This window comes from Bradyrhizobium barranii subsp. barranii, assembly GCF_017565645.3.
GTDB classification, from domain to species: Bacteria; Pseudomonadota; Alphaproteobacteria; order Rhizobiales; family Xanthobacteraceae; genus Bradyrhizobium; species Bradyrhizobium barranii.
The window spans coordinates 5,200,391-5,217,365 of sequence record NZ_CP086136.1; the positions used below are offsets into that span (position 1 = coordinate 5,200,391).

Annotated in this window: 15 protein-coding genes and 1 pseudogene; 10 read left to right on the forward strand and 6 right to left on the reverse strand. The window is 64.2% G+C overall.

Going from position 1 to position 16,975, the window contains the following annotated elements; translation table 11 throughout:
* Positions 1–7: 7 nt before the first annotated feature.
* Entirely contained in the window at positions 8–655 is a 648-nt protein-coding gene (locus tag J4G43_RS24820) for an alpha/beta hydrolase (protein WP_014495555.1), read from the reverse strand.
* Between the two features lie 345 nt (positions 656–1,000).
* Here J4G43_RS24820 and J4G43_RS24825 point away from each other — a divergent pair, with 345 nt between their 5' ends.
* The 8 genes from J4G43_RS24825 (at position 1,001) to J4G43_RS24860 (ending at position 8,558) form a co-directional block, all read left to right on the forward strand.
* Positions 1,001–2,140 (forward strand): cysteine desulfurase family protein, encoded by a 1,140-nt coding sequence (locus J4G43_RS24825; protein WP_208086620.1) that lies wholly within the window; start codon positions 1,001–1,003, stop codon positions 2,138–2,140.
* A 115-nt stretch (positions 2,141–2,255) separates the two neighbouring features.
* A complete protein-coding gene (gene sufB, locus J4G43_RS24830; protein ID WP_208071631.1) occupies positions 2,256–3,752 on the forward strand; it encodes a Fe-S cluster assembly protein SufB in 1,497 nt (498 codons plus the stop codon).
* A 62-nt stretch (positions 3,753–3,814) separates the two neighbouring features.
* On the forward strand, positions 3,815–4,567 hold the full coding sequence (gene sufC / locus J4G43_RS24835) for a Fe-S cluster assembly ATPase SufC (protein ID WP_028161255.1): 753 nt from the start codon (positions 3,815–3,817) through the stop codon (positions 4,565–4,567).
* Between the two features lie 11 nt (positions 4,568–4,578).
* A complete protein-coding gene (gene sufD, locus J4G43_RS24840) occupies positions 4,579–5,883 on the forward strand; it encodes a Fe-S cluster assembly protein SufD (protein ID WP_208086621.1) in 1,305 nt (434 codons plus the stop codon).
* Entirely contained in the window at positions 5,880–7,127 is a 1,248-nt protein-coding gene (locus J4G43_RS24845; protein WP_208086622.1) for a cysteine desulfurase, read from the forward strand. The genes sufD and J4G43_RS24845 overlap by 4 nt, the downstream gene beginning before the upstream one ends.
* Positions 7,124–7,495, forward strand: a complete 372-nt coding sequence (locus tag J4G43_RS24850; RefSeq protein ID WP_208086623.1) for an SUF system Fe-S cluster assembly protein — start codon at positions 7,124–7,126, stop codon at positions 7,493–7,495. The genes J4G43_RS24845 and J4G43_RS24850 overlap by 4 nt, the downstream gene beginning before the upstream one ends.
* A 49-nt stretch (positions 7,496–7,544) precedes the next feature.
* Positions 7,545–7,955, forward strand: coding sequence for a HesB/IscA family protein (locus J4G43_RS24855; RefSeq protein WP_071914312.1), 411 nt, complete (start codon positions 7,545–7,547; stop codon positions 7,953–7,955).
* 162 nt (positions 7,956–8,117) lie between these two features.
* Positions 8,118–8,558, forward strand: a complete 441-nt coding sequence (locus tag J4G43_RS24860; RefSeq protein ID WP_208086624.1) for a TfoX/Sxy family protein — start codon at positions 8,118–8,120, stop codon at positions 8,556–8,558.
* A 100-nt stretch (positions 8,559–8,658) separates the two neighbouring features.
* Here J4G43_RS24860 and fabA read toward each other — a convergent pair whose 3' ends face one another.
* From fabA to J4G43_RS24880, 4 genes and pseudogenes are all read right to left on the reverse strand, one after another.
* Entirely contained in the window at positions 8,659–9,189 is a 531-nt protein-coding gene (fabA, locus tag J4G43_RS24865; protein WP_208086625.1) for a bifunctional 3-hydroxydecanoyl-ACP dehydratase/trans-2-decenoyl-ACP isomerase, read from the reverse strand.
* 104 nt (positions 9,190–9,293) lie between these two features.
* Positions 9,294–10,359, reverse strand: a pseudogene (locus J4G43_RS24870) (GGDEF domain-containing protein).
* Positions 10,360–10,524: 165 nt separating this feature from the next.
* The gene (locus tag J4G43_RS24875) at positions 10,525–12,063 is read right to left on the reverse strand and encodes a DEAD/DEAH box helicase (RefSeq protein ID WP_208089407.1); all 1,539 of its coding nucleotides are present in this window, start codon (positions 12,061–12,063) and stop codon (positions 10,525–10,527) included.
* A gap of 300 nt (positions 12,064–12,363) precedes the next feature.
* Positions 12,364–13,374 carry a helix-turn-helix domain-containing protein gene (locus tag J4G43_RS24880; protein WP_208086626.1) on the reverse strand — a complete coding sequence of 337 codons (1,011 nt, stop codon included), beginning with the start codon at positions 13,372–13,374 and terminating at the stop codon, positions 12,364–12,366.
* A 202-nt stretch (positions 13,375–13,576) separates the two neighbouring features.
* Between J4G43_RS24880 and J4G43_RS24885 the strand changes: the two genes are divergently transcribed.
* Positions 13,577–15,097, forward strand: a complete 1,521-nt coding sequence (locus J4G43_RS24885) for a caspase family protein (RefSeq protein ID WP_208086627.1) — start codon at positions 13,577–13,579, stop codon at positions 15,095–15,097.
* Positions 15,098–15,146: 49 nt separating this feature from the next.
* On the opposite strand, the gene J4G43_RS24890 is transcribed toward J4G43_RS24885, so the two are convergent.
* On the reverse strand, positions 15,147–15,431 hold the full coding sequence (locus J4G43_RS24890) for a hypothetical protein (RefSeq protein WP_063983514.1): 285 nt from the start codon (positions 15,429–15,431) through the stop codon (positions 15,147–15,149).
* 121 nt (positions 15,432–15,552) lie between these two features.
* Between J4G43_RS24890 and J4G43_RS24895 the strand changes: the two genes are divergently transcribed.
* Positions 15,553–16,812 (forward strand): FAD-dependent oxidoreductase, encoded by a 1,260-nt coding sequence (locus J4G43_RS24895; RefSeq protein WP_208086628.1) that lies wholly within the window; start codon positions 15,553–15,555, stop codon positions 16,810–16,812.
* Positions 16,813–16,975 lie beyond the last annotated feature (163 nt).

The window sequence follows — 16,975 nt, forward strand, 5'->3', positions numbered from 1 at the left end:
TGAGGCCTTAGCGCACGTTGGCGAGGCGCATATCGAGATAGGCCGTGATGGTTTCCATCAGCGGCTCGAGCTTGGCGTCGAAGAAGTGGTTGGCGCCGGGGATGACCTGCTGGTCGATCACGATGCCCTTCTGCGTCTTCAGCTTCTCGACCAGCGTGTTGACGTCCTTGGGCGGCACCACCGCATCCTTCTCGCCATGCACGATCAGGCCCGACGACGGGCAGGGCGCCAGGAACGAGAAGTCGTAAAGGTTGGCCGGCGGCGCGATCGAGATGAAGCCCTCGACCTCGGGACGGCGCATCAACAGCTGCATGCCGATCCAGGCGCCGAAGGAGAAGCCGGCGACCCAGCAGGCGCGTGCTTCGGGATTGATGGTCTGCGCCCAGTCGAGCGCTGCGGCCGCATCCGACAATTCGCCGGTGCCGTGGTCGAACGAGCCCTGGCTGCGGCCGACGCCGCGGAAGTTGAAGCGCAGCACCGAGAAGCCGCGATGCGCGAAGGCGTAGTAGCACTGGTACACGATCTGATGGTTCATCGTGCCGTGAAACTGCGGATGCGGATGCAGGATCATCGCGATCGGCGCGTTCTTCTGCTTGGCCGGGTGATAGCGGCCTTCGAGACGGCCAGCAGGGCCGGTGAAAATGACTTCAGGCATGATGATCTCTTGATTGATCCCTTGAAGACGCTCTTCAGCAATCAACCGATTGTGCGGACTCCATCGACTGCTGTGCCGATCAAACCGCGAATGGAAGAGTGGAGCGGCGCCCTCGGATGGTGCGCGAGCGGCGCGCGGTGAACTGACGCGGGCGTTCTAACATGAGGCGAGGGTCAAAAAGCAAGCATCTTGAACATCCCGCAATGGGCTCAAGATGTTAGCGTGTCATGGCGGCGTCATTGCGCGACGGGGATTCGGAATCGAGTTGCCAAGCGCTCCACGGGGGCCCATGTCGGGCTCCAGGACGGGCACACCAGCCTGATCCATGGAGTAACATGATACCTCATGCCGAGTCGTGTCTATCTCGACTGGAATGCGACCACGCCGCTCCGCGCCGAAGCGCGGACCGCGATGCTTGCAGCCTGGGAGCTGATCGGCAATCCGTCCTCGGTTCATGCCGAGGGTCGCGAGGCTCGCCGGCTGGTCGAGGAAGCCCGCGCCACGCTCGCGGCGGCCGTCGGTGCATTGCCGCGGAACGTCGTCTTCACCTCAGCCGGAACCGAGGCCAATGCGTTGGCGCTGTCGCCCGGTCTGCGGGGGGCGTCCGGCGGTCCTGTCGAACGCCTGCTGGTCTCGGCTGTCGAGCATGCCTCGGTGCTGTCAGGCGGCCGGTTCCCAGCGGACAAGGTCAGCCAGATCCCGGTCACACGCGCCGGCGTCATCGACCTCGGCCATCTGAAGGCGTTGCTCGGTGACGGCCCGCCGGCGCTGGTCTCCATCATGGCTGCGAACAACGAGACCGGCGCAATTCAGCCGATCGCAGAGGCCGCAGGGATCGTCCACGAGGCTGGCGGACTCCTGCACGTCGATGCGATCCAGGCGCTGGGGAAAATCCCGTTCGATATCAAGGCTATGGGCGCAGACCTTGCGACCTTTTCCGCGCACAAGATCGGCGGACCCAAGGGTGTCGGCGCACTGGTCCTGGCGGAGGGAATCGCTGGACTGGAACCCGTGTTGCGGGGCGGCGGACAGGAGCTGAGCCGGCGTGCGGGAACCGAGAATGTCGCTGGCATCGCCGGCTTCGGCGCAGCGGTGAGAGCGGCCCTTCAGACTCTGCCGGAGGATGCGGAGCGGATGGCAACCCTTAGAGATTCCTTGGAAAATGGTATCCGCGGGATCGCCGGCGCGAGGGTCTTCTCGGATGACATCGAGCGGTTGCCAAATACCATCCTTTTCACTGCCCCCGGCCTGAAGGCCGAAACCGCCGTGATCGGCTTCGATCTCGAAGGCGTGGCCGTGTCCTCGGGCTCTGCCTGTTCATCAGGCAAAGTGCAGCCGTCTCACGTGCTGTCGGCAATGGGGTATGATGCCACCGTCGCCCAGGGAGCGGTGCGTCTCAGTCTGGGCTGGTCCACGGAACCAGATGACATCAACAGGGCGTTAGAGGCTTGGCGAAAGCTTGGTAATACCCTACTTAGAGCCTAAGCGACGAAACACGGCTTGAACGGTTCTAAGCACGTGCTTTCTGCCGAAAAACATCGTAATACTCGTCCAAGTTTGTGATCCACCGCGGTCCTTGAAACCGCGAGCGGAGGATAGAATGCCAGCCGTGCAAGAGACGGTCGAGCGCGTGAAGCGCATCGACGTCGATCAGTATCGTTATGGGTTTGAAACCCTGATCGAGTCCGACAAGGCCCCCAAGGGACTGTCGGAAGAGACCGTCAAGTTCATCTCCGAGAAGAAGAACGAACCCGCCTGGATGCTCCAGTGGCGGCTCGAGGCCTATCGGCGCTGGCTGACCATGACTGAGCCGACCTGGGCGCGCGTCGACTATCCCAAGATCGACTTCCAGGACCTCTATTATTACGCGGCGCCGAAGCCGAAGAAGACGGTCACCTCGCTCGACGAGATCGACCCCGAAATTCTGAAGACCTACGAGAAGCTCGGCATTCCCCTGCGGGAAGTCGCGATGCTCGAGGGCGTCGAGCCGAAGCCCGGCGATCAGGATCCGGCCCGGCGCAAGATCGCGGTCGACGCGGTGTTCGATTCGGTCTCGGTTGCGACGACCTTCAAGGCCGAGCTGAAGAAGGCCGGCGTGATCTTCATGCCGATCTCGGAGGCGATCCGCGAGCATCCCGAGCTGGTGCAGAAATATCTGGGATCGGTGGTTCCGACCTCGGACAATTTCTACGCGACGCTGAACTCGGCCGTGTTCTCCGATGGCTCGTTCGTCTACGTGCCGCCGGGCGTGCGCTGCCCGATGGAGCTGTCGACCTATTTCCGCATCAACGAGCGCAACACCGGCCAGTTTGAGCGCACGCTGATCATCGCCGACAAGGGCTCCTACGTCTCCTATCTCGAAGGCTGCACCGCGCCGCAGCGCGACGAGAACCAGCTGCACGCCGCCGTGGTCGAGCTCGTTGCGCACGATGATGCCGAGATCAAATACTCGACGGTGCAGAACTGGTATCCCGGCAATTCGGAAGGCAAGGGCGGCATCTACAATTTCGTCACCAAGCGTGGCGACTGCCGTGGCGATCGGTCCAAGATTTCCTGGACCCAGGTCGAGACCGGCTCCGCCATCACCTGGAAGTACCCGAGCTGCATCCTGCGTGGCGACAATTCCAGCGGTGAGTTCTACTCGATCGCGATCTCGAACGGTTTCCAGCAGGTCGATTCGGGCACCAAGATGATCCACCTCGGCAAGAACACGTCGAGCCGGATCATCTCGAAGGGCATCGCCGCCGGCAAGTCGCAGAACACCTATCGCGGGCTCGTCACCGCGCACCGGAAAGCGACCGGCGCGCGCAACTTCACGGCGTGCGATTCCCTGTTGATCGGTGACAAATGCGGCGCGCACACCGTGCCGTATATCGAGGCCAAAAACTCCTCGGCGACGTTCGAGCACGAGGCGACGACCTCGAAGATCTCCGAGGACGTGCTGTTCTATTGCATCCAGCGCGGCCTCACCCAGGAAGAAGCCGTCGGCCTCGTCGTCAACGGTTTCGTCAAGGACGTGCTTCAGCAGCTGCCGATGGAATTCGCGGTGGAAGCGCAGAAGCTGATCTCGATCTCGCTCGAAGGGTCGGTCGGCTAATCGCCGACCCTCGCGGTGCGCTACGGCGCTCCATGCATCATTTGAATAGACTGGACACCAAGATGGCTTTGCTTGAAGTGAAGGATTTGAAGGTTCGTGTCGAGGAGCGTGAGATCCTCCACGGGCTGACGCTGACCGTGAACGAGGGCGAGGTTCACGCGATCATGGGGCCGAACGGCTCCGGCAAATCGACGCTCTCCCACGTCATCGCCGGCAAGCCCGGCTACGAGGTCACCGACGGCCAGATCCTGTTCAAGGGCGAGGACCTGCTGGAGATGGATCCCAACGAGCGCGCCGCGAAGGGCGTGTTCCTGGCGTTCCAGTATCCGGTCGAGATTCCCGGCGTCGCCACCATGACCTTCCTGCGCACCGCACTGAACGCGCAGCGCAAGGCGCGCGGCGAAAGCGAATATTCGACCCCGGACTTCCTGAGGAAGGTCCGCGAGGTCTCGAAGTCGCTGAACATCCCGCAGGACATGCTCAAGCGCGGCGTCAATGTCGGCTTCTCCGGCGGTGAGAAGAAGCGCAACGAGGTGCTGCAGATGGCGCTGTTCGAGCCGAGCCTGTGCATCCTCGACGAGATGGATTCCGGCCTCGACATCGACGCGCTGCGCATTGCGGCCGACGGCGTCAACGCGCTGCGCTCGCCCAAGCGCGCGATGGTCGTCATCACCCATTATCAGCGGCTGCTGAACTACATCGTGCCCGACGTCGTGCACGTGATGTCGAAGGGCCGTGTCGTGAAGAGCGGCGGCAAGGACTTGGCGCTGGAGCTGGAAGCGTCCGGCTACGCCCAGTTCGAGGATGCCGCGTAAGGAATTTTAGGATGAACGTTGCTGTGGCAAAGACCGGAAACGGCCGCGCGGTGAGCGATCTCTTCGCCAGCGCCGAAGGCCGCCTGCCGGGTCCGCCTTCTGTGATCGCGGTACGCCGCGAGGCGTTCGAGACCTATGAGCGTCTCGGCCTGCCGCATCGCCGGATCGAGGAATGGAAATACACCGACCTGCGTGCGCTGGTCGGCGAGGTGCTGCCGCTTGCGACTAGCCCCGATGCGGCCGCGCTGAAGCGTGCCGCGGATGCCGTCAAGGCGCATGCGATCGAAGGCGCCCGCAAGCTGGTGCTGGTCGACGGCGTGTTCGCGGCCGATCTCTCCGACGTCAAGGCGCTTGCCTCTGAGGTGGGCCTCGAGACGCTGCGGGAAGCGCTGGAGAAGGACGCAGGTCTCCTGAAGACCGCGGCCACCGATGCCGTGATCGCGCTGAATGCGGCGCTGGCAACCGACGGCGTCGTGTTGTCGATCGCCGACGGTGCGCAGCTGTCCGCGCCGATCCAGATCATCCACATCGCGACCGCTTCGTCCGCGTCGGCTTTCAGCCGTTCGCGGATCGCGGTCGGGAACGGCGCTCGCGCCACCATCATCGAGAGCTTTGTTGCGGCCGGTGCCAAGGCCTACCAGGTCTACGACGCCGTCATCCTCTCGGTCGGCGACAATGCCGACGTCGCGCATATCCGCCTGTTGGACGATGCACCCGACGCAGTGAACGTGACCTCGCAGTTCGTCACGGTCGGCGCGAACACGAAGCTCAATTTCTTCAACATGACGACTGGCGCTGCCGTCAGCCGCCTCCAGGGCTTCATCACGATGGCGGGCGAGGGCAGCGACCTCTCCGTCAACGGCGTGAAACTGCTCCAGAAGACCGAGCACGGCGACACCACGCTGGTGGTCGATCATGCCGTGCCGAACTGCGTCAGCCGCGAGGTCTTCCGCGCGGTGATCGACGATCGCGCCCATTCGGTGTTCCAGGGCCGCATCATCGTCCGTCCCGACGCGCAGAAGACCGACGGCAAGATGATGACCCGCGCGCTGCTGCTTTCGGACGAAGCCGAGGCCGACAACAAGCCGGAGCTCGAGATCTTCGCCGATGACGTCTCCTGCGGCCACGGCGCCACTGCCGGCGCGCTCGACGACAGCCTGCTGTTCTACCTGAAGGCGCGCGGCCTCCCGGAGAAGCAGGCCCAGGCGCTGCTGATCCAGGCTTTCGTGGGTGAGGCGATCGAGCAGATCGCCGATGACGGTTTGCGCGAGCACGTGATCGGTATCGCCGAGCGCTGGCTGGAGCGGCGCCAATGAGCACGCATCCCGCAGTCAAGAACGGTGCCTACGACGTCGCACGCGTGCGCCAGGATTTTCCGGCGCTCGCCATGCAGGTCTACGGCAAGCCGCTGGTCTATCTCGACAACGCCGCCTCGGCGCAGAAGCCGAGCGCCGTGCTCGACCGCATGACGCAGGCCTATACGTCCGAATACGCCAACGTGCATCGCGGCCTGCATTACCTCGCCAATGCCGCCACCGAGGCCTATGAGGGCGGTCGCAGCAAGGTTGCGCAGTTCATCAACGCGCCGCGGACCGAAGAGGTCATCTTCACCCGCAACGCGACGGAGGCGATCAACCTCGTCGCGTCGTCCTGGGGCGAACCGAACATCAAAGAGGGCGACGAGATCGTCATCTCGATCATGGAGCACCACTCCAACATCGTGCCGTGGCATTTCCTCAGGGAACGCCATGGCGCCGTGATCAAGTGGGCGCCGGTCGACGACGAGGGTAACTTCCTCATCGACGAGTTCGAGAAGCTGCTGACGTCGAAGACCAAGCTGGTCGCGATCACGCAGATGTCGAACGCGCTTGGCACCATTGTGCCGATCAAGGACGTCGTGAAAATCGCCCACGCCCGCGGCATTCCCGTGCTCGTCGACGGCAGCCAGGGCGCAGTGCATCTGCCTGTCGACGTCCAGGATCTCGGCTGCGATTTCTATGTCTTTACCGGCCACAAGGTCTATGGGCCGACCGGCATCGGCATCCTCTGGGCCAAGTACGACCACCTCGTCGCGATGCGTCCCTATAACGGCGGCGGCGAGATGATCCGCGAGGTCTCGCGCGACATCGTCACCTATGGCGATCCCCCGCACAAGTTCGAGGCCGGCACGCCCGCGATCGTCGAGGCCGTGGGCCTCGGCGCGGCCATCGACTACGTCAATTCGATCGGCAAGGAGCGCATCGCCGCCCACGAGCACGATCTCACCACCTATGCCCAGGACCGGCTGCGCGAGATCAATTCGCTGCGGCTGATCGGCACCGCCCGGGGCAAGGGCCCGGTGATCTCCTTCGAGCTCAAGGGCGCACACGCCCACGACGTCGCCACCGTGATCGACCGCCAGGGCATCGCGGTGCGCGCCGGCACCCATTGCGTGATGCCGCTTTTAGAGCGGTTCAACGTGACGGCCACATGCCGGGCGTCGTTCGGCATGTATAATACGCGGGAAGAAGTCGATCATCTGGCTCAGGCGCTTTTGAAGGCGCGGGATTTGTTCTCATGAGTGACACGGCCGAAATCAAAACCAATCCGATGGAGACCCATTCGGCGTTGCCGCCGGAGGAGACCGAGCGTCTCACCACCGAGATCATCGCTGGCCTAAAAACTGTGTTCGACCCGGAAATCCCGGCCGACATCTATGAGCTCGGCCTGATCTACAATGTCGAGATCAAGGACGACCGTTCCGTCGACGTCCAGATGACGCTGACGACGCCGAACTGCCCGGCCGCCGGCGAGCTACCGACCATGGTCGAGAACGCGGTCGCCAGCGTCCCCGGCGTCGGCGTGGTCGACGTCAAGGTGATCTGGGAGCCGGCATGGACGCCGGAACGCATGAGCGACGAGGCCCGTCTCGTCCTCAATATGTGGTGACGCGTAACTCTGGCATTGAATTCGCTCAGCAACGGACCACATCACTGACATGACACAGATATCGTCCGGCCCAACACCAGCATCCACTCCGAAACCGCGGCGCCCGCGTCCGCAGGTGATGCGGCTGACCGATGCCGCCGCCCAGCGCATCAGCGAGCTGACGAGCCGCGCCGATTCCGAGATCGTGGGCCTGCGCGTCGGCGTGAAGAACGGCGGCTGTGCCGGCCAGTCCTATACGGTCGAATACGCCCATGATGTCCGCCCGACCGACGAGGTCGTCGAGGACAAGGGCGTCAAGATCCTGGTCGATCCCAAGGCCGTGCTGTTCCTGCTCGGCACCGAGATGGACTACAAGGCCGACAAGATGCAGGCCCAGTTCGTCTTCAACAACCCCAACCAGGTCTCCGCCTGCGGCTGCGGCGAATCGGTCGAGCTGCGGCCCGCGAAGATCGACGGGTAAGTCGCTGTCGTCCCCGCGAACGCGGGGACCCATACCGCGTGATCTGGAGATGACGCTCGGTATCAGTACCAAGCTTTCCTGGCTGGTAGTCTTCGCTAAACTCCTCCCTGTGGTTATGGGTCCCCGCGTTCGCGGGGACGACCGTGGGGAGACAGCTTGGCCATGGACCGCGAATTCCTGAGCGACCTGTTCGCCGATTTCGGCCCCGTCACCATCCGAAAAATGTTCTCCGGCTACGGCATCTCCGCCGACGGCATCAACTTCGCGCTCGCCTTGCGCGCGGGCCTGTTCTTCCGCGCCGACGAGGTCACCATCCCGGGCTTCGAAGCGGAAGGCTCGAAGCCGTTCCAGTACTCGACCCGCGCCAAAACCGTGCTGGTGAATTCCTATTGGGAACTGCCGGCGCGCCTGTTCGACGATTCCGAGGAGCTTGCGCAATGGGCGAGGGCAGCGCTAGCCGCCGCCCAGCGCGCCAAGGTGAAGAAGCGGCCGAAGGGGAAGAAGGCGGTGGCGCCGAAGAAGGTCGTGAAGAAGCCGCCGGCGAAGAAACAGGCAGCCAAGAAGGCGGTTCGTAGGGTGGGCAAAGCGACTCGTCCGCCGTAGCTCGTAGAGCGAAGGCGGAAGCGTGCCCACCGTTCAGGATAAAGGTGCTGGAGAGATGGTGGGCACGGCGCTTGCGCGCCTTTGCCCACCCTACGAGACCTCAGTCCACCGCCTTGGTCAGTCCGACCCTCATGTCCTTGGCCATGAAGACACCGACACCGTCGGCCAGCACGCGACCGTCGGCAATTCCGAGCACCAGCTTGCCGCGCCGGACCATGCGCATGGCGACCTCGTAGCGCACGCGTCGCGTCTCCGGTGCGACCAATCCCGTAGCCTCGACCTCGCCGACGCCGATGGCGCGGCCCTTGCCCGGTGAGCCCGACCAGCCAAGCCAGTAGCCGATCATCTGCCACATCGCATCCAGGCCGAGGCTTCCCGGCATCATCGCGTCACCGCGATAGTGGCAATCGAAGAACCAGTGGCCGGGCACAATATCGAGCTCGCCGACGATGTGGCCCTTGCCGAACTCGCCGCCGTCCAGGCTGATCTCAGTGATGCGATCCATCATGAGCATCGGCGGGGCCGGCAATTGCGCGTTGCCCGGGCCGAAATAGCCGCCGTCGCTCGATCTCAGCAGTTCATCCCTGGTGTACGACGGCTGCGGTGTGTGAAAGTCATGGGGATTGGGCAAGACGACAAGTCCTCTCGACGCTCGCAGTCGGGCGGCGGGGAAGATGTCGTTCGGCGGGTTGGAATGTCAAGCGCCGGCCGTCTCTTCGGCGCGCTGCTTCGGCGTCAGGCCACCCGGCTGTGCGACTCGATCGCGAATTCCGGATCGGCCTCGCAGATCACCGGTTGCGCCCGTTGCGCTTGGCGGCATAGAGGCAGGCATCCGCACGCTCGATCAACGCGTCGGGGTCGTCGCCCTGCTTGAGCATGGAGACGCCGACGGAGATGGTGACGCGGCCGAGGATCTCGCCGGTCGATTTTTTCTTCAATTCCTTCGCCATCACGGCGCGGCGGATGTGATCTGCAACGGTGAGGGCCTGGCGCAGCGCCGTGTTGGGCAGCAGGACCGCGAATTCCTCGCCGCCATAGCGCGCGGTGATGTCCTGTCCCTTGATGGTCTGCTTCATGGACAGGCCGACCAGCCGCAACACTTGGTCGCCGGTGAGATGGCCGTAGGAATCGTTGAACGATTTGAAATGATCGATGTCGAACAGCAGCAGCGACAGCGGCTCGCCCGAGGCGAGCGCGCTCTGCACGGCCATGCCGATCATGCGATCGAAATATTTGCGATTGCCCAACCCCGTCAGCGGATCGGTCAGGCTCTCGGCGCGGATCGCCTCCAGGCTCTGCTGGAGATTGCTGATCTCGTTCTTGGACAGGGTCAGCCGGTCTTCCAGCGCCTTGTTGGTCTCGCGCATCTCGCTGGTCGAACGCAGCAGCGTCTCGACGACCGACTTGATCTGGTCGCGGCTCTTGGCCGACGACAGTTGCTCGGTCGCGCCCGACAGGCTGGCATCGTAGGAGCCGGTCATCCCGAGCGCTTCGCTCAGCACCGTCATCACGTCGTCGATCTCGCCGATGACGCGTGCGCCGACCTTGTTGATGCGGTCGGTGGTCTTGATGTGGGAAAGATAGGTCTCGTAGATCTGCTCGAGATCGCCTTCGGTCAGCTTGCCGTGGCGCGCCAGCGTCTCGTTGATGATCTTGTTGAGCGGAGCGTTATAGCCGGTGGCGTAGACGTACCAGATCTCGTAATTGCGGGGAATTGCAGTCTGTCGAAGCGAGCGGATCTGACCGAGAGCCACTTCGGCGAACGCCATCGTGCGTTCGTGTCGTCGAGCACCTTGACCACTGAACATACCCCACAGCGGTCGGTGCGCCATCGACCGCAGCAATACTTAAATTATGTTCGCAGGCTAACGGACGATCGTGAACGCTCTGTAAACAGACGTTCGCGAATGCATCAGAATAAGTGTGAAGCGGCTCTGCTCAACCGAACCTGAATCGCGCCGGCGCGTCAAGCGCCGGCGGGAGAACGCACTGGCCGGAGCAGAAACGCCGGAAGGTGCGAGTGATCGCCGGGCTCGGTATCGGCCTCGCGCTGGCGGCGCGGCTCGGGGCGGCCGATCGACGGCACATGCGATGGATTGGCTTGCTGGCGCGATCCACCGCGCGGCTCGGATGATTGCTTCGCTTCACGCGGAGGCCTCGCCTCCCGTGCGGGCCTCGGCTCACGTGCAGGTCTCGCTTCAGGAGCGGGCTGTGTCTCTGCGGAAGGCCTCGCCTCGCCGCGCGGTTCGCGGGGCTCGTGGCTGCGCTCACGATCGCGGCCACGCTGCGGCTTGCCGCGTCCGCCGCGGGAACGTTCACGGTCGCGCCCGCGCGGTTCGCGCGAACGTGCGCTCTGCTCGCCTGCGTCCGCGGGCACTTCGAAATCGCCCTCGGCGCGCGGAATGCTCTGGCCGATCAGCTTCTCGATTGCCACCATCGACTTCTGGTCGAGCGGCGTCACGAGCGAGATCGCCATGCCGGCGCGGCCGGCGCGGCCGGTGCGGCCGACGCGGTGAACATAGTCGTCGGGGTGGTGGGGGACGTCGAAATTGAAGACGTGGCTGACCTCAGGGATGTCGAGGCCGCGGGCGGCAACATCGGAGGCGACCAGCAGCGGCAGTTCGCCCTTGCGGAACTGTTCGAGCGCCGCCGTGCGGGCCGACTGGTCCATGTCGCCATGCAGGGCGCCGACGCTGAAACCATGCTTTTGCAGTGATTTGTGAACGACGGCGACCTCGCGCTTGCGATTGCAGAAGATGATCGCGTTCTGGAGATCCTTGGCCTCGCGCAGCAGGCGTCGCAGCAATTCACGCTTCTCATGCGCCTCGCGCCCGGCCGGGACCTGACACTGCGTGACGGTCACGGCGGTGGTGGCGGGCTTGGAGACCTCGACCTTCTGCGGATTATGCAGGAAGGTCTCGGTGATGCGCCGGATTTCCGGCGGCATGGTCGCGGTGAAGAACAGGGTTTGCCGCGTGAACGGGACGAGCTTGCAGACGCGCTCGATGTCAGGAATGAAGCCCATGTCCAGCATGCGGTCGGCTTCGTCGATGACGAGCAGCTCCACGCCGGTGAGCAGGAGCCCGCCGCGCTCGGTGTGGTCGAGCAGGCGGCCGGGGGTGGCGATCAGCACGTCGACGCCGCGCGTCAGCTTGGCATCCTGGTCGCCGAAGGAAACGCCGCCGATCAGCAGGGCGACGTTGAGCTTCTGGCCGGCGCCGTAGCGGTCGAAGTTTTCCTTCACCTGCGCCGCGAGTTCGCGGGTAGGCTCCAGGATCAGCGTGCGCGGCATGCGCGCGCGGGCGCGACCCTTTTCGAGGATGGTGAGCATCGGCAGCACGAAGGCCGCGGTCTTGCCGGTGCCGGTCTGGGCGATGCCGAGCACATCCTTGCGTGCGAGGACGTGGGGGATCGCCTGTTCCTGAATGGGGGTGGGGGTGGTGTAACCGGTGGCCGCCACTGCGGCGAGGACTTTTTCGGACAGTCCGAGATTTGAAAAGGACATTGAGCCTCTGGTCGAAACCGCCGTTCGGAATCGAGGGTAATTAAGGCTGTCGCGTTCCACCCCGAAACGGCGCGCTCTCAAAGAAGCTGGGGGTGCTGACTCACGCGAACAAAGCGCAAGGCTCAAGAATCGGTCTTCGATCTGAGCCGCGTCGCCCCGGAACATAGGCGGGAATCGGCCAAAGTCAATGGAGCGGGCGCGGGAAGACCCTAAAAAACCTGAGGTTTTTGCTCAAATAGCGGGCCCGGTTGGGCTTTTCCGCCTCCACCGTTAACCGGGCGATAGCTGCCGGAGGGACGGCTAACGCCCTTCCGGGCCCCGGGCCCGGAAATCGCCGGGGGCCATTCCGTAGGCGGCGTTGAAGACCCGGTAATAGGTCGCCAGGCTCTCGAAGCCGCAGGAGGTCGCGATATCAGCGATCAGCCGGTCCGGCGCCTCGCGCATCAGGCGGCGGCTCTGTTTCAGGCGTTCGTCCGTCACGGTCTGCGAAAAGCTCTTCGCCGCGGCTTCGAACAGCATGTGCAGGTGACGCACGGACACGCCGAGCTGGTCGGCCACCATCGTCGGCGCCAGACCGGGGTCTTGCAGATGGCGCGCGATCAGGCGCCGCGCCTGCGAGAGCCGGGCGGTCCGTAGCGCGGCCTGCCCACGGCGGCTGCCGGGCCGCACGATGCCGCGCTCGATCAGCGCCAGATGGGCCAAGGCCTGGACGAGCGAGGCTTGATCCAAGGAGGCCTGATCCAAGGAGGTCTGGGCGACTGAGGTCGCATCAGTGGCGCCGTTATCGCCTGCGGCGGCCTCATCGAGGTCGGCGAAGCAGGCGCCGAGCAGGGGCGCCAGGCCGGGATCGCTGAAGGTCCGGGGCGCAAGCTCGCGCATGCGCCTGTCCTGCGTGGAGAGCCTGCTCACGGGGATCTTCAGGATGCGCAGGTGGAAGCCGCCTGCGCCGAGCGGCGCGGTGCGATAAGGCTGGTCGGTATGGCTGGTGGCAAAGCTGCCGTTGGCGATCGCAAAGTCACCGGTGCGCATGCCGCCGAACCAGCCGCCGCTGCCGAGCTGCTGATAGACGCAGATGCTGTCGCCGGGCGCGTAGGCGATGTCGGAGTTGCTGCGCTCGACCGTGTAGTGCGACGCCTTCAGCTCGACGAGGCCACCGCCGCCGAGCTGGCGCAGCGAGAATTCGCCGTAGAAGTCCGCGCGGCGTTCGCGCTCGAGTTCAGCGGTGACGCCGAACAGGCCCTTGGACCGGACCTCGCGCCAATAGTCGAACCGGTCATGCGGCTCGACCTCGTCAGTACACCATCGATACACGGCAGCCCCCGCTTGCAGCGCGCAGCTGCCTAGAAAAAGCAGATTCCGGAGGAATCTGCCATAGTCCTGATGACGGAACCCGTGGGCTCTGCGCGTTGAACCGTCGATATGGCTGGACCGACTATCATCAACGGCAGAGGGTTCCAATGAATCGCTGTTCGAGGGGGCCGGCGGAGCGCCGTTCCGCAACGGGAATTTTACGATGACGCGTCGGGTTTTCAGAATTCTGGCGGCCCTTGGCCTTGCGGTGAGCCTGAGCGGCTTCGCGCTGCCCGCACAAGCCGAGAAACGCGTTGCGCTCGTCGTCGGCAACAACGACTACAGGAACGTCCCCAAGCTCCTCAAGGCGGTCAACGACGCCCGCACCATGGGCGATACGCTGAAGCAGCTCGGCTTCTCGGTGATGGTCGCCGAGAACCAGAGCCGGCAGCAATTCTCCGAGACGCTGCTCGCCTTCGACAGGACGATCGAGCCCGGCGACACCGCATTCTTCTTCTACGCCGGCCACGGCTTCGAGATCGCGGGCCAGAACTACCTGCTGCCGACTGACGTACCGGCGGCGACCGAAGGGCAGGAAGAGCTGGTGCGCGACGCTTCCATCCTGGCCGACCGCATCGTCGAGCGCCTTCAGAACAAGAAGGCGCGGACGTCGATCCTCGTGTTCGACGCCTGCCGCAACAACCCGTTCGAGCGCAAAGGCACCCGCGCGGTCGCCGGCGGCGGCGGCCTCGCGCCGATGGTGCAGCTGCCCGAAGGCGTGTTCTCTGTGTTCTCCGCGGGTCCCCGCCAGACCGCGCTCGATCGTCTCTCCAACGACGACGCCAATCCCAATTCGGTGTTCACACGCACCTTCGCCAAGGAGCTTCTCCAGCCCGGCGAGAACCTGGTGCAGGTGGCGCAGCGGACCCGCCGTCTCGTCAGCGAGATGGCCGACACCGTCAAGCACAGACAGGTGCCGGTCTATTTCGACCAGATGGTCGACGACGTCTTCCTCAGCGGCGTTGCCAAGGACGCCACCGCCGCTGCGCGCCCGGCCGATCCGCCGCCGCAGAAGCTCGCGGCTCTCCCGCCGGTGTCGGTACCGCGCGTGCCGAAGGAAGAAACCACCAACGCGCCGATCGCCAGCTTCTCGCGGCACAATGGCGGCTGGAGCGTGGTGTTCTCCTTCGCCGACCCGACGCTCGGCATTTCCTGGCGCATGGCCGGCAATGGCGATTTCCGCGAGACCGGCTTCATCGACACGCTCGATCCGCGCACGCGCAAGCGGATGCCGAACCCGTCGATCGAATTGCCGCCGGATGCGCAGGCCGGCACCATCGAGGTCCGCTATGTCGATCAGTCCGGCGACATGCAGGGGCCATTCCCGATCAGGTTCGATCCCGAGGCCGCGCTGATCCGCGACCAGCGCAAGATTCTCGACATGACCGCGACGAGCTGGCTGTCGTTCCGCGAGTTCAACGGGCTGCTCGTCTATTACACGCACCTCGTGTCCTACCGTTGCGCCATCCGCGAGGTGCGCATCGGCATCGACACCGCCGTTCCGAACCAGGTGTTGAAGATGCCGGGCTGCGACATGCGCGATCCCAGCGCGATCAGCGCCGGCATGCCGCTCTACATGAAGCTTGCCCCGGCGACGCAGTTCGTCTCGGTGGAACTGACCTACCGCGACGGCAGCGTGTCGGAAATCAAGAGTTTTCGGGCCGCGAACCGCAACAACAACTGAGCGGTCTGCGGTTCCATTGTTGGGCGGCGAGCGCAGTTGGCGCGGGAAACTAGCCGCGACGCTTCCCGATGTAGCGCTTGATGGCGTCGATCGCTTCCATCAAGGGCGGCGCAAGCGAGAAGAACGTCCCCATGGCGATCGAGATGACGACATGGCGAAGCAGGACCTTCTCCTGTTCCTCGAACGGATAGCCGTTCTGGTCGATCCGTGCCGGCGCGAGCGTGCCCGCCTCCTGAGGATCCGGCTTCCGCGGCTTGCGCGGCGGCAGCATGATCACGACGAAAAGCACGTTGATCAGCAGCCAGATGCCAAGCACTATCAGTATGGTGCGCAACGCGGGATCTTCCTGAAATCAATCGAAATTATCAGCAACGCTACCGGCCATTCGGCATTGCGGCAAACCAATTCCGGCTTGTTGCACCGCACAGAATACTAAAGTTGTAAGCGAGGAGTTGATGACGGAATCTGATACCCCAGAGCACACCGTGCGTCACTCCGTGAGAGCCCGATGTTGCATCGTCGGCGGCGGGCCGGCCGGCATGATGCTCGGCTATCTCCTGGGACGCGCCGGCATCGATGTCGTGGTGCTGGAGAAGCATGCGGATTTCTTCCGCGACTTTCGCGGCGACACCGTGCATCCCTCGACGCTCCAGGTGATGGACGAGCTCGGCCTGATCGATGGGTTCCTGAAGCTGCCGCACCAGCGCCTGCAGATGATGGACGGCCTGTTTGGCGGGACGCCCGTGCGGATTGCCGATCTCCGCCGGCTGCGCACCAAGTACCCGTTCATTGCCTTCATGCCGCAATGGGACTTCCTGAATTTCCTGCGCGAGGCCGGCCAGCGCTTCGCCTCGCTCAAGATGATGATGAATACGGAAGCCGTCGATCTGATCCGCCGCGGCGAGACCGTCGCCGGCGTGCGTGCGATGACGCCGGATGGGCCGATCGACATCGAAGCCGATCTCACCGTTGCCTGCGATGGCCGGCATTCGACGGTGCGCGAGCGTGCGGGGCTCCGCGTCGAGGAGATCGGCGCGCCGATGGACGTGCTGTGGTTCCGCGTCGGCCGCAAGGCGGACGAGACCGAGAACCTGTTCGCGCGCGTCGAGCCCGGAAAGATGATGGTCACGTTCGACCGCGGCGACTATTGGCAGTGCGCCTATGTCATCGCGAAGGGGCAATACGAGGCGGTGAAGGTGAGGGGATTGCAGGCGCTGCTCGACGACGTCGTGCGCATGGCGCCGATCCTTCGATCCGGCATCGCCGATGTGAAGAGCTTTGACGACGTCAAGCTGCTCACCGTCGCGATCAACCGCCTGGCGCGCTGGACGCGGCCGGGCCTGCTTCTCATCGGCGATGCCGCGCATGCGATGTCGCCGGTCGGCGGCGTCGGCGTCAATCTCGCCGTGCAGGACGCAGTTGCGACCGCCAATTTGCTGGCCGACAAGCTTCGGCAGGGCTGCCCAACCGAGAATGAACTCGATGCCGTGCGCCGGCGCCGCGAATTCCCGGTGAGGATGACGCAGCGCATGCAGATGATCGTGCAGAACAACATCATCAGCGGCGCCCTGCAGGGCAGTGATCGGCCGCTGAAGGTGCCACTGGTCGTGCGCCTGATCACTGCGCTGCCATGGCTCCAGGGTCTTCCGGCGCGCCTGATTGCGCTCGGCGTGCGGCCCGAGCACGTGCAGTCTAAGGCCGCGCCTGCATCGTAGCGCAGGAGGTCGGTAGGGATAACGCGGCGTTAAATCGCGCACCGCGCGTTGCGTGCGTGCAACAGCGCAAACGGATTCACGTCGCGCCGCTTGCCAATCCGGCATCTTAACTTTCTTGATTCAAATTTGAGTAAGACCTGCGTGTGACCGTGCATCCATCAAA

Coding starts and splice junctions, on each gene's coding strand:
- J4G43_RS24875 (WP_208089407.1), bottom strand. CDS start 12,063: ATGTCCTTTTCAAATCTCGGACTGTCCGAAAAAGTCCTCGCCGCAGTG.
- J4G43_RS24895 (WP_208086628.1), top strand. CDS start 15,553: ATGACGGAATCTGATACCCCAGAGCACACCGTGCGTCACTCCGTGAGA.
- J4G43_RS24860 (WP_208086624.1), top strand. CDS start 8,118: ATGGACCGCGAATTCCTGAGCGACCTGTTCGCCGATTTCGGCCCCGTC.
- J4G43_RS24855 (WP_071914312.1), top strand. CDS start 7,545: ATGACACAGATATCGTCCGGCCCAACACCAGCATCCACTCCGAAACCG.
- sufC (WP_028161255.1), top strand. CDS start 3,815: ATGGCTTTGCTTGAAGTGAAGGATTTGAAGGTTCGTGTCGAGGAGCGT.
- J4G43_RS24850 (WP_208086623.1), top strand. CDS start 7,124: ATGAGTGACACGGCCGAAATCAAAACCAATCCGATGGAGACCCATTCG.
- sufB (WP_208071631.1), top strand. CDS start 2,256: ATGCCAGCCGTGCAAGAGACGGTCGAGCGCGTGAAGCGCATCGACGTC.
- J4G43_RS24820 (WP_014495555.1), bottom strand. CDS start 655: ATGCCTGAAGTCATTTTCACCGGCCCTGCTGGCCGTCTCGAAGGCCGC.
- sufD (WP_208086621.1), top strand. CDS start 4,579: ATGAACGTTGCTGTGGCAAAGACCGGAAACGGCCGCGCGGTGAGCGAT.
- J4G43_RS24825 (WP_208086620.1), top strand. CDS start 1,001: ATGCCGAGTCGTGTCTATCTCGACTGGAATGCGACCACGCCGCTCCGC.
- J4G43_RS24885 (WP_208086627.1), top strand. CDS start 13,577: ATGACGCGTCGGGTTTTCAGAATTCTGGCGGCCCTTGGCCTTGCGGTG.
- J4G43_RS24845 (WP_208086622.1), top strand. CDS start 5,880: ATGAGCACGCATCCCGCAGTCAAGAACGGTGCCTACGACGTCGCACGC.